The organism is Paenibacillus sp. KS1, assembly GCF_001680695.1.
In the GTDB taxonomy this organism is placed as follows: domain Bacteria; phylum Bacillota; class Bacilli; order Paenibacillales; family Paenibacillaceae; genus Paenibacillus_B; species Paenibacillus_B suaedae.
This window is the reverse complement of record NZ_MAIS01000038.1, coordinates 13,027-37,509: the sequence shown is the minus strand read 5'-3', so window position 1 is coordinate 37,509 and position 24,483 is coordinate 13,027. Positions and strand designations below refer to the sequence as shown.

Below are 24,483 nucleotides of genomic sequence, written 5' to 3'. Positions count from 1 at the left end.
CTTTTGTTCAAGCTACACATTGTCTTTATTACACTCATCTATCTCATTGATGACTTTGATAACAAACTGTTTAAACGTTGGCAACTCAAAAAAAGCACGAACAGAAATAGTTACACTATACCGTTGACGAACTGCAGCAGTAATACGCATCGCTAATACTGAATCCCCACCGAGTTCAAAAAAATTATCATTGAAACTAAAGTTCTCTATTTTTAAAGTATTTTTCCATATTTCCTTGATAAACAATGACTCTTGTCTACTTTCTATTTGTTCGTCAGTAGCCGCAACCTCCACGTACAGTTTGGCCGAACTCCTACTTAACAAAGCAGCTCTGTCCAGTTTCCCATTTGAAGTGTAAGGGAACTCGTTTACTAGGAGGAAGTGTGCGGGAACCATATAGTCAGGAAGTAACTTTTTGGTGTATTCCCTAATGTTTCTAACGATAGGTGCCACTAAATCTGACTCTAAATGAGAATTCACGATACCCTCTAATATTACAAACGCTACTAATTGGCTTTCATTAGTAGACAGGTCTTTTTTCAGTACGACAGCTTGATTTATCCAAGGGCATTTATTTAAGGTTTGTGTAATTTCCTCTAGTTCAATTCTGTATCCCCTGATTTTAACTTGGTTGTCTATTCTGCCTAAAATATCAATATGGTTATCTGGTAAATACCTTCCTAAATCTCCAGTCCGGTATAATCTTTCATTTGTCTCAGGATGAATGATAAAACTTTGACGGGTCCGATCGAAGTCTTTCCAATATTCGACTGCCAATCCGACACCACCAATATATATTTGTCCGACAACTCCATTCGGACATAGTTCCAAACGGTCATTTAATATATACAACATTTGATTATTTAACGGCTTGCCGTAAGGGATATTATTCCAATAACTCTCGACATTATGGATTGGGTAACAGATAGACCAGATGGAAGCTTCAGTGGCCCCGCCTAAGCTAATAACCTTCGCATTCGGTACATACTGCTTGATTCGGTTAGGCAATTGAAGCGGTATCCAATCTCCGCTAAGCAATATTACGCGAATATGCTCGTTTGTTATTGGAGGATGCTGCTCTTCCATATAATCCATATAAATACTCATCATCGAAGGAACTGAATTCCATATTGAGATTTTCTCTCTTTCTACAAACGCTGCAATTAAGATAGAATCTTTAACGGTTATTACTTTCGGAATGATAATGGTTGCTCCAACATCCAAAGCTCCGAACACATCATAAACAGATAAATCAAATCCTAGCGATGAAAATGCGGCGATTCTATCATCACTTGTGACATTAAAACGGCTATTAATATCTGTTACCGTATTCATTGCACCTATATGGTCGATCAAAACTCCCTTAGGCTCTCCAGTCGAACCTGAGGTATATATAATATAAGCCCAGCCTTGTGGATGAACACGGCGTTCATAATCAGAGCGCTTATTTGCAGGCATATCAAGTGCATCGAGTTCAACGACTCTCACTTCAGCACTGCAAGCATGTACAAGCTCTACTATTGAAGTCTGTGTAAGAATCGTTTGCGTACTAGAATTGGCTAGTATCGTTCTGATTCGGGCTTCAGGCAAACTAGCATCTAAAGGCAAGTAAACAAGTCCAGCTCTAAGGACACCCAAGACGGCGACAACTTGCATCCAACCTTTTTCCAACAATACGGCAATGGGGCGATCCATATCCGACACTTGTTCCTGCAATAACTTAGCAACATGACTTGAAAGTATGTCTAATTCGCGATACGTGATCGACACGTGATCATTCTCACTCACAATGGCCACATGTTCGGGTCTCGTAATAACTTGTTCCTCAAATCCATCGTAGAGAAGTCTGCTAAGTCCCTTATTTACAATGTAATCTTGAAATCTTCGCTCTTCCTGCAAATCATGAAGCGGAATCAAACTTGTAGCTTCCCACATTTGCTCATCCGCACACAAGCTATCGATCACCTTCAAAAATGCTTGATACATATGCTCTGGCATGTTTTCAGGGAAAACATCACTCATGAAATCCCAGTTAAATTGCAACGAGCCATCAGACAATTCATCAATTTGAAAGTCCATCCACACTTGAGGGGATTGATTGCTGCGATACACTTCTGTTCCCAGCCACTGACTATCTGTATCCTCACCTTCTACAAACAGCCCTGTAAAAACCACGGGCATGGAAGCTGTAAGTGCATTCGTCGATTTATTAATCTCCCTCATGACTAACGTTCCGTTAAAGTACCGATGATCTAAGTCACGTAATAACTGTTCCTGAATGCAAATAGCCCGCTCCTTAAAAGTTCTGCCTAAAGTAAGATCAACTTCTAATAACAAGGTTGAAGTGAATGAGCCTACTAGTTTATTCACATCCTTGTGAAATGGAATACGACTAAAGATTGGCATATTTAATGTAAATCTTTGGCTCGAACTCCATCTTCCTATAATTTCGGCATATACAGATAAAAGCAATCCAGAAGGCGTCACACCAATACGAGATGCTTGTTTCTTAAGCAACTTCCACAAGTCTGATCGAATCACTCCTGCTTTACCCAACAGATTGTTAGACTCGTTTGACTTCATCTTCAGTATTGGTAATTGCGGTGCTGCTGGTAGGGTCGGGATTTTATCCATCCAGTATTTACGCGCATTTTGATAAAGGTTGCTTTGCTTAAATTCTACTAGGGTAGTTACATAATCGCGATACGATATTTCTAGCTTATCAAGCTGCATATCTAAATTTTCATATAAGGACATCCACTCACTGTTTAAAATCTTATCTGTCATTCCATCCAAGATCAGATAGTCAAATTTAGTATGGATAATCGTCTTATTTTCAAACGTGCTGGCCCGAATTTCAAATAAAGGCCACTGACCGCTTTGAGAATTGTTCTGTTCCATTTCACGTCGAATCTCGAGAAGTTTCTTCTGCTTCTCTACTTCGTTCAGCCCATTCAGCGTCTCCAATTTGATGGTATAAGGTGGCACTTCATTTAGGATTTGTTGCTGGCCATCATCAAACACAACCGCCCTTAACATATCATGTCTCACGATTAGACGAGAGAAAGCTTTATTCAATCTAACGAGATCTATATCTTCGCAATGTACTTCCCTATAGATATAGCTCCCAATTTGACCATATTCATAACCCTCGTTTCGACCAATAAAGTAGCCTTCTGCTAACTCGGTTAATGGAAACGGTTCATAAATAAGTTCTGGAGTTGAAATAATTGTAATAATATCGTTATCTTCCGTTAAATCAGATATGTGTAATTGTTCTTCAATTATTTTCGCTGTTTCTTTTGGAGTTGGGAAATCCATGAATATGTTGGATGATAAATTAATCTTGAATGTCTTATTTAGTTCATCAACTATGTCCAAACTTGCTAATGAATGTCCTCCAAGCTCAAAAAAGTTATCATCTAGGCCTATCGGATAAACGCCTAATTCGACCTCCCACGTTTCAACCACTTTCTTTTCGATTTCACTACGTGGATGAATGATATCTTCCTGAAACTCAGTTCTCATATATATCGTCGGTTCATAATTAGAAATTTGTTGGTTCGTTTCGGATAATTTAGTTTGATTTGTGTTTGAATCAATCGCATCAATCCAATACTTTTGCTTATCAAACGAATAGGTCGGAATTTTTACTTTGGCAACATCACCAACGCTCATATTACGCCATTCAATATCAAGGCCACTGTTCCACAAATAACTTACAGCACGCAAAAATGAGCTGTAGGCACAGCTACTATCTAATTCGAGACCTAATCCAACATCCAAACTAAGTATTTCAGAATCGTCTCTCAATCGAGCATGCGAATTGGTTTGCTTTTTCTTCAATAAGGTTGTCCAATATGCGAAGTCAGTCGCTTGCTCCTCAGTAATCCAATCCCCCGTTATGTTTGATATAAAAGGAATTTTAGGTGTAAACAGTGTTCGCTTCGGTTTATAATGTTCTAGTAATTGATCCAATTCGTTGGTTGATACTTCGACTTGCTTATTTTGTGAAAGCCGATCACGGAACACAGCTAATCGCAGCGAATCTTCTAAGCTGAAAACATCCGCCAAACAAGCCGCTACATACTCGCCAAGATCAGCCCCTGCAATTTTTTCAGGAATGACGCCAATCTCCATCCATAACTTCGATAACGCATACTCAATTGTAAATAGGATAGAGTGATTGTTCTCAGACAATGTTATTGCGAATTGACTATCATCATGATTTGATTGGTTAGTAAACACTTTCTTAATGTCCACTTGTGCAATCTGAAGCAATAACTGGGAACATTTCTCCACTTCTTTGCGGTAAATGGAATCTTGTTTGTATATCTCACGCCCTAATGTCATATAGTGCGAGGCTGATCCTGCGAGCTTAAAACAGACTCCTTTACTTTCTTTCTTCTTAAATGGTTGTTGCTCATTTAGGAATTTCAATAATAGTTCGCGCGCTTCTTTGTTGCTTTTAGCAACGATTGATTGTCTATAAGGAAACGCATGCCGCCCAACTCGAGATGTGTAAGCAACATCTCCAAATCGAGGTGCCTCCTCTTCCCCAAGGAAATCGCTCATCTGTATCAAAGCATCTTTTAATGATGTAGAGGTATTAGCCGACAATGTAAGGATGTGGCTGTTTTCTTCAGGCTCATTTCTGTCTAGTGTAAAAGCTTCTTGCAATATGATATGAGCATTAGTACCTCCGATACCAAACGAACTTACTGCCGCTCTTCTTGGCGTTCCAGTCAGAGTTAGGCTTTCCCAAGCTTTTAATTCGGTATTTACATAAAACGGTGACTCTTCAAGCTTCATTTGCTTATTCGGTTCGTGATAATTAATGCTAGGAGGAATTTGCTTATTTTCTAGTGCGCATACTGCCTTTATCAGACTCGCCACCCCAGCTGCTGCATCCAGATGTCCAATATTTGGCTTAACAGAGCTAATAGCACAGTGACCATTCTTGTTTACATTATAGACTTGACTTAAGGCTAACAATTCGATCGGATCTCCAAGCGGAGTTCCTGTACCATGGGTTTCAATTAACGTAATACTTTCTGATGCGACTCCTGCATTGTGAATGGCTTCCGCTAATACTTTTGCTTGCCCTTCAATACTAGGTGCTGTGTATCCCATTTTAAGAGAGCCATCGTTGTTAATTGCCGAACCTTTAATGATCGCTCTAATCCTGTCCTTATCAGTAATCGCATCACTTAATCGTTTAACAATTACAATACCTCCACCATTTCCTGGTACAGTACCATTTGCTGCTTCATCAAAAGCCCGACATTTTCCATCAGGTGAATATATTCCACCCGGTACAGCCGGGTAACCTTCTTGTTGTGGAAGCTGTACAGATACCCCGCCAGCGAGTGCGAGATCACATTCGCCCGTTAATAAACTTTGACAAGCTAAATGAATCGCGACCAAGGAGCTGGAGCATGCTGTTTGCACTACCAAGCTCGGACCTTTTAAATTCAATTTATAAGAAATAAGCGTAGAGATAAAATCGTTTGCACTAGTTACAAATGTAGAAGTTTGACTTTCTAGTTTGCGCCGCCCAATCCTAGGCAATAAATGATGTAAATAATAAGAATTCTGCCCTGCTCCAGTAAAGACGCCTACTTTGCCTGACACATGCAGGGGATCATATGCTGAATCTTCTAACGCACTCCAAGCACATTCCAGCAGTAGCCTTTGCTGTGGGTCGAGCATTTCCGCTTCACGAGGATTAAATCCAAAAAATGCTGCATCAAAGTATTCGATATCAGGTAATATTCCTCTTGAACCGATATATGGAACATCAGTATCAAAATTTTTATCTAATTGATGATTAATACTCTCGACTCCATGAGAGATATTTTCCCAAAAGTCATCTATATTCGCAGCACCTGGGAATCTTCCTGCCATCCCAATTATTGCAATATCCAGATCAGACACATATTGATTAGAAATCAGAATCTACTCCTCTCTGATATTTTAAGCTTATTTATCTGCCCTAAAGTTGTTTCTTCTATTTCTTAAATTTAGCAATCTCTCGTTTCTACTATGTTTTTCTGAATCCGGAGTTGTCGGTATTTTATTATTACTTTCCCCTTTGTTACGGCTATTAATAAAGGCTATTAACGTATGAATTGTAGGGTACCTGAACAAGTCCATCATCGACATACAATCACCAAAATGTGAAGTCAACCTATTGTGCAGATCAGTTAAAAGCAAAGAGTGACCACCTATTTCGAAAAAGCTCACATCATAGTTGGTTACTTGCGTCCCCAACACTTCTTGCCAGATATTGCGTATTATTTCCTTATCCGTACTCTTATTTAGCTTGGGTTCAATATTTGTTTCTTCTTGTGATGATTCCATCTCTAGTAATTTCTTTTTATCAATTTTGCCGCTAATATTTAAAGGAATTTGATCTATAAATACAAACTTACTCGGAATCATATAAAATGGAAGCTTCTCCATTAGATGTGTTTTTATTAAATCAACCGTTACTGTTTCTGAATCTGAAACAATGTACGCTGTTATATAATCTTGCAGATTGTTTTTGATGTTCGGTATAATTGCAGCTTCTTGAATGTAAGCGAGCTGTTTAATCGTTAGTTCAATTTCTTCTGTTTCAATTCGATACCCTCTTATTTTAAGTTGGTTATCTACCCGCCCCACATACACAATATCTCCATTTTCATCGTAAGTTGCAAGATCACCCGTTCGGTATAGTCTTGCCCCAAGCGTGTTTGAATATGGATGTGGTATGAACTTTTCAGCGGTCAGGCCAGGACGATTTGCATATCCTCTGGCAAGACCCTTGCCACCAATAAACAATTCGCCAACGATTCCGATTGGTACAGGATCTAAATTACGATCCAAAATGTACGCTTGAACATTGTCTATCGTTTTTCCCAAAGTTACCCGATTGCTTAAATGATTAAATTCCAAAACTGTCGTACACACGGTGCCTTCAGTTGGACCATATGCATTATAAAAACGAGTGCATTGGCTCCATTTGTTTGCTAATTTGAGACTGCAAGGTTCCCCTGCAGAGGTCACACTTTTGATATTCATCGCCTCCTCAGGCAAAACCGAGAGAACGGATGGAGGTAAAGTAACCCTTGTGATCTGATTGTTTTGTATAAAAGTGACCAAATTTTCTCCAGGCAATAACTCTTCACTTGTTCCAACACACAATGTTGCTCCAGCAGCCAAACAAGGGAATATATCCGTCACAGAAGCATCGAAGCTTAAGGAAGAGAATTGCAATATCTTGTCTTCAGGCGTAATATTGAATATTTTTATATGGCTGCTGATCAAATTAATTACAGAACCATGTTCAATATAAACACCTTTAGGCTGGCCCGTGGATCCTGAAGTATATATGACATATGCCAAGTTGCGCTTGCTAATGCCTACATCCAAATTATTTCTGTCACATGGAATTACGCTTTCCGGTATTTTTGATAAATTTACAATTTTCACATTCGGATGTTGACTTTTTATTTCGGCCTCACTCTCGGATATGACAAGGAAAGCTCCTGAGTCTTCTATCATGAACTTAATTCGCTCAGAAGGATAATCAGGATCAATTGGCAAGAATGCTCCGCCTGCTTTCAAAATAGCCAACATCAAAACGATCGAGCGCATTGATTTTGCAAGATGTAGACCCACTAAAGACTCTGGTCCAACACCTTGGCTTATTAAATACCGAGCCAGTTGGTTAGCTTGTTCATTTACTTCACCATATGTTAAAGACTTGTCCGTTGATCTTATCGCAATCGCATCATAGTTAAGGTCAACTTGTCTTTCAAACAGACGATGTACAAGTTCTTCATCTTCAAAACATTTATATCTATTAGAGGAATAAGCCATCTCAATGGGCTCTTTCTGCTGCACATGCGATCGATTCCATGTATAAAGCAACATTTCTTTTTCTACATCGCTAATATAAGTTACTTGTTGTATCGGTACTAATACATTTTCGAGAACCTTGTTAAGCACTTGCAAAAAATGAGAAGACATCCTGGCAATTACCGTATCCTCAAATTTCCCAGCATCATATTCCATTTTGCCGCGCAATCTTCCATCCATTTCTTCAAAACCGATATACAAGTCATATTTAGCAAAACCAAAATGATGTTCAACAAACTGAATATCCAAGTCTGAAAGAGTGAAATTGAGCTTCTGCTCAACTTGAAATACGACATTAAAAAATGGAGATTCTCCATTCATCCGTTCAGGCTGTAATTCTTTTACGACCATTTCAAATGGGATATCTTGATTATCAAAACCTTCTATTACCGTCATTCTCACCCGTTCAATCAATTGCTTTATGGATATGTCATCTCTTATTTCTGTATTTAAAGCTAGCATATTGACAAAGAAACCGATTACATTATCGTATTCTTTTAAATTACGGTTTGCGACAGGTGTACCCACAACGACATTTTGACTGCCTGAATATTTAAACATTAAAATTTTTAGTACTGCCAGTAAGCACATGTAAACTGTAATTTTCTCTATTTGACAGAAATCAATTATTTTATTCCATATTTCATGTGGAATATCAAAAGAATAATGCCCAGCCTTTTTATTACTCGTATCCATGATTCTATATTTAAAAGGTACAGATGACGGTCTATCAATTCCATTTAATTTATTTTTCCAATAAGCCAACTGATGCTGAAATAAAGGTTCAGTTAGCATGCTATTTTGCCAATGAGCAAAATCTGCATATTCCTTTTTCAATTCAGGCAATACTATTTTTTGATCATGAATAAAAGCATAATATTGAGCGGATATTTCCTCTAGCATGATATTTAATGACCAAGTATCTACAGCTATATGATGAGTCACCAGTAAAATAATATGTTCTTCTTGATCCAGCTTAAATACGTAACTCCGAAGCAATAGATCTTTCTCTAAGTCAAACGGAATCGCGGACTTAGACTCTATTTTTCGGCTTAAGACCGTTTGCAACACGTCGGAATTAATTCTTGTCAAATCAACAACGTCCATTACACTTCTATCTACTTCCATTACATACGGTACCAATTCTTGATCAGCACGTCTAAATGCTGTTCTTAACGCTTTATGACGCTGAATAACGATATCGGTACTGGATTGCAGAGCATGTAGATTGAGTTCTCCTTTTATATAAAAGGTAATTGGCACATTGTAAATCGGACTATCAGGAAGAAGCTGATTAATAAACAACATACGTTTCTGTCCTGAAGATGCATTCTTTTGAACTTTTTGAACGGCCCTATTCCTAGGATGTTCATATGAATCTTGAACTAAGTTTTCTTTTAACTGTTTAATATAGGCAGCTAAATCTGCTATTTTTGAGTATTTGAAAATAGCACTTGGTTGAACCCCTACATTCAGCACTTTTCTTATATTCGTAAGAAGTCTTGCTGCTATCAGAGAGTCTCCTCCCAGATAAAAAAAGTCGTCTTCAATTCCAACTCTTGCATAATTCAAATATGTAGCATATTGATCGCATATAAGTTCTTCATATTGATTTGTAGGTGGAACGAATACTTTTTCAGATTGATGTACGCGTTGTAGTTTTGATAGCGCAGAGAAATCCGTCTTACCATTTACAGTAATCGGGATTTGGGTGATGGAAACAAAAGATGACGGTATCATATGAGATGGTAATTTGGTGTTAAGAAACTGCCTTAATTGTTTAGACATTTCTTGTGAATATTTTAGGACAGAGGGTTCGTTATAAAACGAATGCAACGATTCCGTATTTCGGTACTCTAAAAGTTTATGCTGGAATACATCCTTTGGATCAAGTGTATTACCTATCTTGGTGAGAATGAGATCGTAGTTGCCGTTAGCATAAACATTACCCCAACTAATATACGAACGATAACCGATTCTTTCAAATACTTGTTCCCATTCATCTAGATCATATGCCCCCTCGGCATCTAATAATGGGTCTAATGATGGCCACCTATGATCTTTGATATTCGGTATCAACGTATTGTTATCGATCGTTTCTTTGTACTTTATGACTCCGGCTAACCTATTATTTTTAATGTTAGTAATTGCAATAGCATCAGGATTCTCTAGTTGCAACTTCTGTATAATATCAAAAGTAGACAGGCTCTCCTTTTCCTTGTCTATATAACTGATTTCCGGAAGAACATTCGTGATAGGTTTACCCACATGCAAAATGACATCATATCTATACTTTGTTAACTCATTATGATGTTTGCCTCGCTTTGGCAAAATCTCCACGTGTGTAATACCTTCTATTTCTTTAGAAAGTGCATAGAAGAAGTTGGGATGAACCAGCAATTCTTTTTCATTCATTCTTCTTTTTAGAATATTACTATTCAATTTAGAAAGCTGTACATTGGAGTCCTGATTACTCCATTCACAATCAAAATAGAACAATTCCATTAAATGTTTGCTTCTAACATCTCCGATGAATACAACCCCACCTGGTTGAACTCTTGCTACTGATTTTTTAATTACATCGATGAAGTATTCACCATCAGGGAAATACTGAATGACAGAATTGATAATAATGGTATCAACGCTATTAAATTCAATATTGCTGAAATCAGAAGCTTGCTGGTTTAGAATGCGCAACCGACCTGATGCCACATAGCTAACTAGATCACTGCTATGTTGCTTGGTAACAAGTTCTGAAAGATCTGTAGCGATGTAAGATCTTACCTTCGGTAAAATTTTTGTTAACAACAATCCTGTGCCACAACCTATTTCCAAAACATTAATAGGTTTTAACGATTGAATTCGCTCAACTGTGTTGTTTACCCATTCTAACATTTCATTTTGTGGAATCGATTTATTATCAATACTGCTTCTCCAACCGGCTAGATTAAGTTCTTCACCATCATTGTTGTCCGTTTTTTGGGAATACACATCTTCAAATATATCCTTCCATTCGTCGATCTGCTCTGAATATGATATGCGTGCTTTATTAGTCCGGTTTGCAACGATATAGCTAACCAATTTATCGATATCCAGAGCATCTTTTTCAGACACTGTAACAACATCTTTTACCATTGGGTGGTTCAGTAACACCTGATTTATTTCGTCCAGTTCAATTCTAAATCCTCTGATTTTAACTTGACCATCATTTCGACCTAAATATTTATACTCTCCGTTTGGCATAAGACAGGCCAAATCTCCAGTCTTGTATAGCCTGCCGGCACCAAATGGATTAGGAATAAACCGTTCAGCAGTTAACTCTGGTCTATTCAAATACTCTTTGGCAAGCCCATTTCCTGAGATGTACATTTCTCCAACTTGTCCATCACCAACTAGTTGAAGTGTCTCATCAAGTAAATATATGTTTAAATCAGCTAAAGGCTTTCCAATCCCAATTACTCCACTTTCTAATACAACAGATCGTACAATTTCGTGATAAGTTACATGTACTGTCGTTTCTGTAATACCGTACATATTGATTAATGAGGGCTGACTATCTTGGAAATGATGCAACCATACTTTCAAATGTTGAAGACTTAATTTTTCTCCACCAAAGATGATTTTTCTTAATTTAAGCTGCGCGGAGCTTTCTTGGATTTTCACGATATTCGTCATTTGCCAAAAAGCAGACGGTGTTTGATTCAAAATTGTAACTTGTTCCCTAATAATAAGGTACCAAAACTCTTCAGGTGAACGACTGACTTCAAATGGTACAATAATAAGCGTTCCCCCATATAAAAGACAGCCAAATATTTCCCACACTGAAAAATCAAACGAAAAAGAATGAAATAACGTCCAAACATCCATATGATCAAAATTGAACAATTGTTCTGTTTGAGTAAACAGTCGAACCATATTTCCGTTCGTTATACAAACACCCTTCGGCTGGCCTGTCGTTCCAGAGGTGAAAATGATGTAGGCAGTATGTTCAGCCAGCCTAGTAATGTTAGGATTTGTTCTAGATTTTTTAGTATCCAATGAATCTAAAAGAATTGTTTTTGTTTGCCATGCTTCTGGTATGTGATACTGCAAAGAAGCTGTACATATCACATACTCGGCTTGTGTTTCTTCGAGAATGAACTTCACACGTTCCATAGGGTATTGCGGATCAAGTGGCACATATGCAGCTCCTGCTTTTAGAACCCCCAATATGGCTACAACCATATTAATCGACCTATCCATGCATATTGCAACCATTGAACCAGGTCCAACATCTGATTCAATTAAGTAATGAGCCAATTGATTGGAGCTTTCATTCAATTGTGTATATGTTAGTGTTTCATCATTACATTTAACAGCAACTTTTTCCGAATAAACCTCTGAACATAGTTCAAATTTCTGAATTACGCTAGAGCAACCTAAGCTTTTGTTCACTATTTGTTCCTCCCAAGGTGAACTCAGTTTTTTCGAAATAGAGTTATTAAAGATATTGATTATTTTTCATCCATTCTAATACTTGTTCGGATTTCCCCTGTTCAATAATCTCTCCATTTTCAAGAACGATAATATGATCGGCATGCTGTAGGACATACGGTCGATGTGAGGAAACAAGTATAGTCTTTGTACCGCGCATCTCCACAATATTATTCCAGACGCGTAATTCTGTATTTAAATCTAAACCGGCTGTCGGATCGTCCATGACTAGCAGCTCCATATCTCTCAATAACATTCTGGCTAATGATGTTCTTTTCTTCTGGCCACCTGAAATACTAGCTCCTCTTGGACCTACAACTGTATCTATTCCATCTTTGAAATTTTGAATATCTCCATTTAGTTCAGTGATATCTATTACACGATGCAATTGTTCGTTAGTAGCCTGACATCCAAGTAATATATTTTCCTTTAGACTTTCACTAAACAGAACAGGTAATTGTGGAGCATAAGAGAAATAGCTTGATTCAAACTTGTTGTCATTATTAGTGATTTCACATTCATTCCACTTTATTGATCCAGAGGTTAGAGGGAGATGACCTACTACTGTTTTTAATAATGTAGATTTCCCTGACCCTACTTTGCCTGTTAACACGGTTACGGATCCTCTTTCAAGTTCAAAGCTGATATTTTTCAGGCCTTTATTCGACTGAGGATAAGTAAATGTAACATCGTTCACTGTAAACTTCTTCAATCTATCACGGTTCGTAGCTGACGACTTATATTCTGGTAATTGGTCATCCATAATACTTTCATTATGACTAACCAATTTATCAGCCATTTTTTCTTGGATTAGACTTTGCAACCGTTCTACAGATACATTCACTTGACGATATTGGGCCGATAGGGATCCAAAGCGTTTTATAAGCTGTGATATCCAAGTCAAGTAGTAAGTAAATACAGCAAAATCTCCAATAGTGAAATTTCCATTTCGAATTGAATTAGCTGCCAAAAGGAGAATAACACCAGCACCAATATCAACAATGTTAGTAAATATAGAGTTTAAAAACGACGTATATACGGCTTCCTTGACCATGAATTTATGCCTAACCTTGCTTAACTTCGCAAAGCGAGCGAGAACATGTTTCTCAGAACCGGTTAACTGAATTGTTTGTACAGAGCTGAACATATCCCCGATAAATCCAGTGATAGCATCTGTAGAATGTCTTGAATTGACGCGGTATTTTACGATTCGTTTTCCAGTAATATGCAATATTGTCATAATAATAATTAAGGGTATAACCACTATCAGTGTAATCATGACATCTATTCTAAGCATAATAACGAATGCCGCAAGAGAAAAAACAGCTGCACCAATCACGTCCAGCAACGAACTGTAACCCGGAAAAGTAACAGTGTCATCCACATCTTCCCTAAAGGAAGTAATGGCCTCTCCGGCAGATTTGTTTAGTGCCTGCGCTGCGGGCATCGCAAAAATTTGCTTTAACATGTTCGTTCTCAGCAACGCACCAACCTTATTTTTAAATGTTACATCTACTGGAATATTGACTGTTATTAATAGAATACGTACGAATTGACCTGTAAACAAAATAATAATAATTTGAATAATCGTTGTATATTCTGGACTCCCACTGTTTAATACATCAAAGAATGCACCGCTAACATAGGCAGGAACCAAAAATAATGTCCAACCAAATACCGCCAAAATCAAGTTCAAACTATACAAACCTGGAGTATATTTAATCAAACTCCATATGAGGCCTTTCGTGTTCATACTGAGCCTCCTCCACTTTCAGCTGCTACAAGCCTCTTTAAATAAGAGTCAGAAGATTGAATTAACTGATCTCTTTCACCTCGCTCAACAATTACACCTTGCTCTAGCACCATGATTTCATCGGTATACTCTATTGTTTTCAAACGATGCGCAATAATAATTCCTGTTCTACCTAAAAATAGTTTCTTTGTAGCTCGAAGTAATAACTGCTCAGTAATTGTATCCAAATGAGAAGAAATCTCGTCTAAAATAATGACTTGCGGACTCATCATGTAAATGCGTAAAAAAGCTATTATTTGCGCTTCTCCCGCGGAAAAGTTTGATCCGTCCGATTTGATCTCGGTATCTAAACCTAATTCAAGCTGCTCGTACCAACTCCACAAATCCAACTCCTTGAAAGCTTTCAAGATAGCTTCATCTTTCATTTCATCATTAAACATCGTAATATTATCTCTCAAAGTTCCAGTCATTAATTGCACATGTTGCGAAATCATAGCCACTTTTGATCTTAGAAATGCGACACCAATGTCTCTAATGTCCACTCCGTTTAGACGTATTGAGCCCTTTACTGGGTCATACAATCTAACTAGTAATTTAGTTAGAGTTGATTTACCGCTACCTGTTTTCCCTAAAATAGTCATAGCTTTACCCGCATCTAAAGTGAACGACACATTATCAAGTACAGTAGTGCCCTCTTGGTAACCAAATGTTACATTATCAAACTGAACACTAACTAAATCCCCTAAATCCTTTGTAACTTGATTATCATGAATCGGACTTTGTACATCTAACAACTCTTGAGTTCGACGAATACTCGCACCCGCACGCTGAAAGTCTTGCACTTGCGAGGTGATTTGTTCAATAGGAACCCTGAGCATATTCACATAAGCGAATACCAAATAAGCAGTACCGATCGTTATTTTCCCATTCATAAATAAGAAAGCGATAATAGCTAGCGCCAAGACATTTCCCAATGTAAAAAAAGCAATGGAACATGCCCAAATTACACCGCCATACAAAAATGCAGTTCTTTCAGTTTGTAAGCGTTTTATCAAAATCTGATACATCCTCTTAAATACATGAGTTTCAGCTCCAACAGCTTTAACATCTTCAATTCCATTCAACCGTTCTTCCAAAAAACCGTACAATTCCGCACTCGTTTGTCTAGCTTCTCCCCAGTACTTTATAGCTAACCCTCTAATTTTATTTAGAATAAAAAAAGAAATCGCACTAAAAATCGCGAATATGATCCCTGCCTCAATATTAACCCGGAAAAGCAAAATCAAAATTCCTATCAACAACAATAAATTACTTATCATTTTTGCCCAAAAATTCGAAAAGAAATTACCTAACGTTAAGACATCACCGTCAATACGTTCAATAAATTCTCCTGTTGTCTTCTTGTTATGAAAGTCCAAATTCAAACGAAGACAATGTTCTGTAACATCTAATCTAACCTGGTTTGTAACTTTCCAAGCGATATTTGTACTAATATATGTTGAAATAATATTGAAGATCTGTGTCAGAATAGCAATCCCAATATAACCTAGGGCTAGTATAAACAACATTTGAAGAGGTTGTTGATTAACTGCGGCGTCTATGAAGTAAGCTAACACCTGAGGATTTAAAAGCATAACAATTGTACTAATTAGCATAATCATACATAATACAATTAAACTAACCATTTCATGCTTCATATATTTCGTAAGGAAACTATTATTTTGGGTTCGCAACATGCTAAATTTCCCCCTAAAATGCACTTTAGTTTACAGCATGTCTCTTAAACTTTTTGGACGCATGTCGACCCATACTTCTTTGATATAGTTTAAGCATTTTTCTCTTTCCCCTGAGTATCCTACTTTTGTCCATCCTTGCGGCACATCTTTGTGAATTGGCCAAATCGAATATTGCTCTTCATGATTTATTACAACTTCAAAAATAGCAGTCAAATCCTTCGACATTTCCCGATCCCCCAAAAAGAATTTTATTAATCGAATACTTCGTTTTTTTTCAACCAAAATTAGACCTTTGTGTAACAGTAATTAATTCTGTCGATCTCTTTAGAAATCTGTTCTGATTCAACCTCCTTATCTATCTTTTCAATTGTTGCAGCCATAGCATTTCTAGTGTCTGTTTGAAGTTCAAGCCACGGCGGCAAATAGCTAGCATTTTTGAATACAGAATTTAAAAACACTACCTTCTGAAACCGTTTAGAGGCTTACCTTTCTCCCTTAAATCTTTTAGCCACCCTTCTTTATTTATTTGTAAAATACACCATTTAAATGATTATTAAAGCTCCGTATATTGCTAATGAGTTTTCTTTGATGATTAAGATAATTTTATTTGTTTTTTATCGGATGAAAGACACTTTGTTTCGATTCTTTATGTAACTGTCATTACAGCCAAGTAAGCAGAGAATTGAACGAAATAGTATAGTTATATTAAGTAGAAGTAGTTTAGTTTTTAGAAAGCTTATACAGGCCTCGACATTGAATCTAAGGAGAATGGGGTATTTTGGTTAGATGATCTGAAGAAAACATGTCTTTTGCATAATATTACTTGAACGTATAAAATTTAGTTGTCCGATCTTAACTGTAATTCGTATGACACGAATGACGGAAAACTTCAGTCAGCAAAAGCGGTTCAAAAATTAAGTGGATGACTTTTAACCGTTATCTTTAATTTGAAGTTTTTCAAGATATGTTGATTCGAAAAAAAGGGACGCTTTAGATAAAGGAGGACTTATCGAGATGTATATGACAGCTATTAAAACTGATACCCCATCTCATATAAAAAATGGTAGAGTGATCTTTCATTAATGCTTTTTTTATGAGATTCTTCTACAAGAAGGAAGGAAGGAAGGAATTATAACGTTATTTGACAAATGGTTACCCATCCAATATATTGAAAAAACTCAAATTAATTCTTGAGTAATTATCAATGAGTGTAATACATAAAACTTTAGATGTCAAATCACCTTTCCTATATGTTATAGGTATATGATAAATGTCACAATAGAATAAAAGACATTGATGAGAGCAGGATTGAAAAAAGTTATTATATTGAAAAACCATTGAGGGGCAATGACCAATAAGGAGGGGCGGCAGCATTAGGTCTAGAGGAAAGGCAAGGGGACATCCACAAAAATCGAGAAAGAAAAATCTGTATGCGTTGATGGATTCAAAACTATATCAGTCGCTTGGCCTGTATAAGAGTCTGCAAAATAGATTGTGTAACCTCCCAAATCTATTAAAATGGTAAGTAATAGAAAAAGAGGAGGGACACATGGGACTTTGGACAAAAGAGCAACTGCGAGCCTTCATTAAGGAGAAAAGCTGGTAACGGCACAAGACGCGCAAAATGCTTAAAAGAGTTGTTCGCAGAAACCATTCTGGAGATGCTCTAAGCGGCTTCTCTGAAGCGATTGCCGCCTGCTATCCGAAGACCGAGATTCAGAAATGTATGATTCACCACATCCGCAATTCCACTCCCTACGTGTCATTCAAGGATCTCAAGAAAGTCACCGCTGACCTGAAGCCGATTCACAAAGCAGCCACCGAGGGAGGAGCGCTGCTTGAACTGGACCGCTTCGAAGAGGTCTGGGGCGCCAAATATCCGCTCATTGTCCGCTCCTGGCGGAATAACTGGGAGGAACTCTCAACATTACTTTACCCGAGATCCGCAAACTCATCTACACCACCAACATTGAAAGCTACTACCGGCAGCTTCTCAAAGTGACCAAAGGAAAGTGTTTTCCCTACCGATGAAGCCCTACTCAAAATGCTCTATCTAGCCACGATGGATGTTACCCGTAAATGGACGGGCCGTGTTCAGAATTGGGGTCAAATGCTGCTTCAGCTTTCAGTTTCTATCCGGATCGAGTCAGTAACTACTTACGTTAGAAACGCGAATCCCCTTTGGGGGATTGCTTAACATGAGTTTACACAAAAGCCCTCCTTCCTGTATAACAATCGGCATAAGCTCTTTACTAATTGATCGTGGAACAGAAGCTCACTGGTGAGGCGAAGCCTCTGTCCAATTTCGATGACCTCAGAGCATCCTATTAAGGATCGAAAACTTTTTCAACTCATAAAGTTGCTAATTTAGAAAATAGGACACTGCATGGGCCTTGTCAAAGGTCAAGCACCATAATTAATCGACGAGGGGCAGTGTCCTTAACAACATGTACCACAAGCAAAATGCCAAGTAGATTTTCATTTATCACAGCTACTACCAAACTATGATTGATTGGACTCTCCTAGCAGTTCACTTGTACAAAATCGATTCACTATAAACTGTTATAACATAGATTATGCCTCCGTAGGCAGCACAGAAGCTTGACGACGGGCGCGAGCAAGCTTCGTTGCTTCTACCATGTTGCGCAGTGCAGCTACCGTCTCCGGCTCGCGGCGCGTCTTCAGACCACAATCTGGGTTAATCCAGAACGTCTCAACCGGCAGCACACGAAGCGCCTGCTCGATGATCCGATCAATCTCTTCTACAGCAGGCACACGTGGACTGTGAATATCATATACACCCAGACCAATGCCAAGCTCATAGCTCTGCTCCTCCAGCGTAGCAATCATATCGCCGCCGCTGCGTGCCGTTTCGAGCGAGATCACGTCCGCATCCATCTTGCGGATCGTATCGACCATGTCGGAGAAGTCGCAATAGCACATATGCGTGTGTACTTGCGTCTCAGGCGCTGCTCCGCATGTTGCAAGCCGGAAAGCAAGCACTGCCCAATCCGTATAATAGACAGCGTCCTCCGCCTTAAGCGGCATACCTTCCTTCACCGCAGGCTCATCGACCTGGATCATGCCAATACCTGCAGTCTCCAGTGCTGCAATCTCTTGACGAAGCGCGTACGCCAGCTGGAATGCCGCCTGCTCACGAGGAATGTCGTCACGTACGAACGACCAGTTCAAGATCGTAACCGGGCCCGTAAGCATCCCCTTAACCGGCTGAGACGTCAAGGACTGCGCAAATGCCGTTTCCTTCACCGTCATCGGCTCTGTGAACGCCACATCTCCGTACAGAACCGGTGGTTTTACACAGCGCGAGCCATAGGATTGTACCCAGCCGAACTTCGTGAACGCGAACCCGTCCAGCTTCTCGCCAAAGTATTCGACCATGTCCGTGCGTTCGAATTCACCATGTACCAGCACGTCAATGCCGATCTCTTCCTGAATGCAAATCCAGCGTGTCATTTCTTCTTCCAAATAGGTTTCATACGTCTTCGCATCCCATTCTCCCTTGCGGAAGCGAAGGCGTGCGCGCCGGATATCCGCAGTTTGCGGCATACTGCCAATCGTTGTGGTCGGCAGGAGCGGCAGCGATGGCCAGCGCTTGCGTTGAAGCTCCTTGCGTTCCTCGAATGGAAGACGTTCAATTCCTTTTTCCTTTTCTGCACGAAGCAGTTCTTCCAACGCCTGAACGACTTGTGGACGCTGTCTTAATGGTTCTGTCCGCCATGCTTGAACACGAGCACCGCTCTCTGCTAATGCTGCACGCGTCTCTTCACTCGGGCTTGCGAAGTGACGAGCAAGTAGGGCAGTCTCCTCCAGCTTCTCATCCGCGAACGCCAATGCCTCGCGCACTGGTGCTGACAGCTCAGTTTCCCGCGCCGCCGTGAGTGGTACATGAAGCAGGCTGCATGATGGCTGAATAATCCAGCGTTCCTTCGGTACAATCCCTTCCACAGACTCCAGCCATACTGCAGCAGCCGCTAAGTCCGTACGCCAAATATTGCGGCCATCAATAATGCCGACAGCAAGCTGCTTCTGCGCAGGGAATCCGAATTGACGAAGCGCTGCTTCATTTCTCCCTCTATCATGAACAAAGTCTAATCCGAGCGTATCCACCGGAAGCGACACGAACGCTTCGTAGTCGGACACCGCATCGAAGTAGGTCTGAACCCATAATGATAAGCTTGGTGCTGCCTTGCGCAATTCGGCATAGACTTCCTTCACAGCAGCCCAATGCTCGCTTGGCATTTCCAGCACGAATGCAGGTTCATCCAATTGCACAGCCTGCACACCTTCACCCTCCAACTCGCTAAGCAACTGTCCGTATACCCCTACGAATTGGCGAAGAACGTTCAGGCGCTCTTCCGGTTTAATCCCTTTAATAAAGCGGACATAAGTATATGGCCCGATGATGACTGGCTTACCTTCAATGCCATGAATCTGCTTCGCTTGGCGATAGGCTTGCAACGGGCGATTGACCGTCAATTGCGGCGCCTTGCCTTCCCATTCCGGCACAATGTAGTGATAGTTCGTATTAAACCACTTCGTCATCTCGCAAGCTACCGCATCCTGTGTACCGCGAGCCAAGGCGAACAGCAAATCTGCGTTCACTTCTCCACCGTCATATGCAAACCGTGACGGTATCAATCCGAATGTGGCTGTCATATCAAGCACATGATCATACCAGGAGTAATCATTTACTGGAATCAGGTCAATGCCAGCGTCCTGCATCGTCTTCAGCCGAACATCATTGATGCGCGCCAATTCTTCTTCCAGCTGCTGAACAGAACTGTTCCCAGCCCAATATTGCTCCAATACCTTCTTCCATTCCCGGTCGTATCCGATCCGAGGGTAACCTGCTGTGCTTGTCTTGATTGAATGAACGGTCATCATACTGCCCCTCTCCATGAGTCAATTTGCCGTACGGGATATAGTTGTACAATTTCTATCGCTTAACACGGAATTAAGATTGCAGTTGAACGCTCTACCCCACCATATGTGACTTTATCACTCAGACTTCAGAAATTTTCATTGCATCCCAATATGCAAAAAAGACATTCCTGTCCAACAACAGAAATGTCTCGTAAACGTCCATGAAGTCATAGTGGAATAAATCGATCCTTCCGTCTCATTAGCATACTACCCTCATGCTAAGAGGAATCGAAAACCGATATCCATGCTTACGAACACTTCCCTATCTCCCGTAGGTACGAACAGTGTTGTCAAAACAGGCAGGTCTCCTGGCTTCAGCTTCATTGGCCTTTGCAGCCTTCCCGATCGATTACGACCAGTGGCTCTCTCGCAATACCTCAACTGTCACAGTGGCGGGACCGCGCCGGATTTCCAACCGGCTTCCCTATTAAGCTTCGACGTTACCCAAAGCACCTGTTTCCTCATATTCAATTGCATTGAAAGTCGCAGTCACGCTTCCCCCAATTGAGAACGATTATATATCTAACCAGAACGAATGACAAGGATTTTTTCTCATCTCTAACCAAAATAAACAAATACCGGAGCTGTGACCTTATCTTCATTAAACTCCGATTCACTAGGCGTCTATCCATGCACAATAGGCGAGCCTCTCGGCTCGCCTATTGATGATTACGGGTTGATGCGCTAGATGACCATTCCTTCATGCAGAAAGACAATATCTTCGCCTTTCTCATCTAGCGTCAATTCACGATTATCCAAGAACCATACATCATTTTGCTCCATAAAGAACGTAATGCCGTTCACAACTTCCGTCACTGCTGGATATTGCGGACTGTCTTTCATGATGCCGAATGAATAAGGTCCTGAAGCACTGAATCCGCTGTAGCGGACGAATATGCGTACTGAGTCTCCTGCTGTGAATCCCCAATCAGCCAAAAAACGCTCGACTGCCTTCGCTGTAACGCGTAATTGCATGTTCAGACCTCCTTAATCATACCTTTCATCCGATTTGATCATACCATGTGGCCGCCACTTTTGTTAACACCAAAGTTGACAGTTCGTCAATGATCCGCATCATCATTACCGCATAATACGTTCAGCGATATGATTATATGCTTCCTTCTGTTTAGGAACATCACGATCTCTACCGTGAAATTCTGTCAGGCTACAGCTTGATGCGTTGAAGCCGCAGTGCATTCAGTACAACGGATACCGAGCTGAAGGCCATAGCCGCTCCTGCAAGCCATGGGGCAAGCAATCCGATTGCTGCAATCGGGATACCAATCGTATTGTATACAAGTGCCCAGAACAAGTTCTGCTTAATGTTGCGCATGGTACGGCGGCTCATCTCCATCGCATCCGCAATGCCGTTCAAGTCGCCACGCATTAAGGTTACGCCTGCCGTCTCCATTGCTACATCCGTACCTGTACCGATCGCGAACCCAATGTCCGCTGCTGCCAGAGCTGGCGCATCATTAATTCCATCGCCTACCATGGCGACGACACTGCCTCTCTGCTGCAGCTCGCGCACATGCTGTGCCTTCTGTTCAGGCAGCACCTCTGCAAATACATCATCAATCCCTACTTGTGACGCGATTGCTCTGGCCGTACGGGTGTTGTCTCCTGTCATCATAACAACGCGTATCCCCATTTGATGCAGCCGCTCGATGGCCTTCTTCGAAGAAGCCTTCACTTGATCGGCAACGGCAACTATGCCTTTCCAGCTGCCATCAACCGCGATAAGCATTGCCGTCTTGCCTGCCTGCTCCATGTCTTGCAATGCTTCCTCCGCACCTGCGCTTGCTACCCCGTTCTTCTCCATCCATCTGCGTGTGCCGACAATGATCTGATGCCCATTCACCTCAGCCGCTATTCCATATCCAGGTTCAGCTCGAAATGAATCCGGTTCGACCGTACTGATCCCTTGCTCCGACAATCCCTTCACAATCGCCTGTGCCAATGGATGCTCGGATTGCTTCTCAGCAGATGCCAGTAAGGTCAAGAGTTCTGTCTTCTCGACTTCATTCCCATCATGCAATACAACATCTGTAAGCGAAGGAGCCCCTTCTGTTACGGTTCCTGTCTTGTCGAGCACAACCGTCTGCACCCGATAGGCGCCTTCCAGATGCTCGCCGCCACGGAATAGTACACCATATTCTGCAGCACGTCCGGTTCCCGCCATAATCGACGTTGGCGTTGCCAAGCCGAGCGCACACGGGCAAGCAATTACGAGTACGGCAATGGTTCGAGACAAGGCTACACCGAAGTTGCCTGGTTCAACAGCGAAATACCAAATTAAGAATACAAGCACCGCAATCCCAACGACTATCGGCACGAAGATGCCTGATATTTTATCAGCGATCCGCTGAATCGGAGCCTTGGAGCCCTGCGCCTCCTCAACGATTTTAATAATTTGCGAGAGGGCCGTCTCGGAGCCGACCTGAGTCGCTCTCATCGTAAATGCCCCCTGCGCATTCACGGTAGCCCCATATACATTATCGCCAGCTTGCTTCTCAACAGGGACGCTTTCACCGGTAAGCATGGATTCATCCACGGTCGATGTCCCGCTAACTACAATGCCGTCTACCGGTACTTTCTCACCTGGGCGAACAAGTACGAGATCCCCACTTGCCACATCTTCCACAGGCACTTCCACTTGTTCACCGTCGCGCACAACGGTTGCCGTTTTGGCACGCAGCCCCATCAAAGCTTGGATCGCTTGAGAAGACCGCCCTTTAGCTGAAGCCTCCAGCCATTTACCCAGAAGAATGAGCGTAATGAGAACAGCACTCGTCTCAAAATACATCTCAGGATGATGAAGCTCGCCAATCTGCCATTGCCACGCCAAGTACACACTGTACACATAGGCTGAGGTCGTACCGAGCGCGACAAGCACATCCATATTGGCGCTCCCACTGCGGAGTGCCTTAAATGCCCCAACGTAGAAGCGTGCCCCTATAATAAATTGAACCGGCGCTGCCAGTACCATTTGCACCCAAGGGTGCATGAACCATTCCGGCACCCAAATCCATAAGGTGAACGAAAAATGACCCACCATGGACCACAGTAGTGGAATGGACAATAGGGCAGAGACGAGGAACGTATTACGCAATCGACGTATATTCCGCTGTGTTGGCGATTCCTGTTCACTCTCGCCTTCTTCCTTCTTCAGCCGCCCCGTATAACCTAGCTGAGAGATCTTATTCAATATATCTTCTTGCTTCAATCCAATAAAGGTGACCTTCGCCGTCTCCGTTGCTAAATTGACTGCTGCCGTCTGCACTCCCTGCATACGGCTCAGCCCCTTCTCAATGCGAGTGGAGCAAGCGGCACAAGTCATTCCTTCAATTTGCAAATCCAACGTTTCTACCGGAACCTTGTATCCGAGATGCTCGATCTTATCAACGACTTGCTGCAAGGTTACTGCATCACCGTCATATTGCACGGCCGCTCGTTCTGAAGCAAGATTGACAGATGCTTCTGCGATGCCGTCCATACGATTCAAGCCTTTTTCAATTCGTGTTGCACATGCGGCACAGGTCATTCCTTCAATCGGCAACGTTGCTTGCTTTTCTGCCATTGTCATGTCCTCCTTATCCTTCTCGAACATACCCCTATACCCTATATCTGATTCCAAAAGAAAACTCCTCTGAAGGAGTGTTCTTTGCAGTA

The 24,483-nt window shown here is 41.0% G+C and carries 8 protein-coding genes, 1 pseudogene and 1 riboswitch; of the genes and pseudogenes, 1 reads left to right on the top strand and 8 read right to left on the bottom strand.

Annotated features, from left to right (window positions below):
- Positions 1–12 precede the first annotated feature (12 nt).
- The 5 genes from BBG47_RS14440 to BBG47_RS14420 are packed head-to-tail and all read right to left on the bottom strand — an operon-like array spanning position 13 to position 16,092.
- A complete protein-coding gene (locus tag BBG47_RS14440; RefSeq protein ID WP_065292266.1) occupies positions 13–5,937 on the bottom strand; it encodes a hybrid non-ribosomal peptide synthetase/type I polyketide synthase in 5,925 nt (1,974 codons plus the stop codon).
- 45 nt (positions 5,938–5,982) lie between these two features.
- A complete protein-coding gene (locus BBG47_RS14435) occupies positions 5,983–12,339 on the bottom strand; it encodes a non-ribosomal peptide synthetase (RefSeq protein ID WP_065292265.1) in 6,357 nt (2,118 codons plus the stop codon).
- 46 nt (positions 12,340–12,385) lie between these two features.
- Positions 12,386–14,131, bottom strand: a complete 1,746-nt coding sequence (locus BBG47_RS14430; protein ID WP_065292264.1) for an ABC transporter ATP-binding protein — start codon at positions 14,129–14,131, stop codon at positions 12,386–12,388.
- Positions 14,128–15,867 (bottom strand): ABC transporter ATP-binding protein, encoded by a 1,740-nt coding sequence (locus tag BBG47_RS14425; protein WP_065292263.1) that lies wholly within the window; start codon positions 15,865–15,867, stop codon positions 14,128–14,130. The genes BBG47_RS14430 and BBG47_RS14425 overlap by 4 nt, the downstream gene beginning before the upstream one ends.
- Positions 15,868–15,897: 30 nt before the next feature.
- Positions 15,898–16,092 carry an MbtH family protein gene (locus BBG47_RS14420; protein WP_065292262.1) on the bottom strand — a complete coding sequence of 65 codons (195 nt, stop codon included), beginning with the start codon at positions 16,090–16,092 and terminating at the stop codon, positions 15,898–15,900.
- A 1,435-nt stretch (positions 16,093–17,527) separates the two neighbouring features.
- Here BBG47_RS14420 and BBG47_RS14415 point away from each other — a divergent pair.
- Positions 17,528–18,033, top strand: a pseudogene (locus BBG47_RS14415) (transposase); the annotation flags it as partial.
- 408 nt (positions 18,034–18,441) lie between these two features.
- Here the strand turns inward: BBG47_RS14415 and metE are convergent.
- The 3 genes from metE to BBG47_RS14400 form a co-directional block, all read right to left on the bottom strand.
- Complete coding sequence (metE, locus tag BBG47_RS14410) at positions 18,442–20,769, bottom strand: 5-methyltetrahydropteroyltriglutamate--homocysteine S-methyltransferase (protein WP_065292276.1); 2,328 nt, start codon at positions 20,767–20,769, stop codon at positions 18,442–18,444.
- A 323-nt stretch (positions 20,770–21,092) separates the two neighbouring features.
- Positions 21,093–21,283, bottom strand: a riboswitch (cobalamin riboswitch).
- A 212-nt stretch (positions 21,284–21,495) separates the two neighbouring features.
- Entirely contained in the window at positions 21,496–21,786 is a 291-nt protein-coding gene (locus BBG47_RS14405; protein WP_021256452.1) for a HesB/YadR/YfhF family protein, read from the bottom strand.
- A 190-nt stretch (positions 21,787–21,976) separates the two neighbouring features.
- The gene (locus BBG47_RS14400; protein ID WP_065292261.1) at positions 21,977–24,391 is read right to left on the bottom strand and encodes a heavy metal translocating P-type ATPase; all 2,415 of its coding nucleotides are present in this window, start codon (positions 24,389–24,391) and stop codon (positions 21,977–21,979) included.
- Positions 24,392–24,483 lie beyond the last annotated feature (92 nt).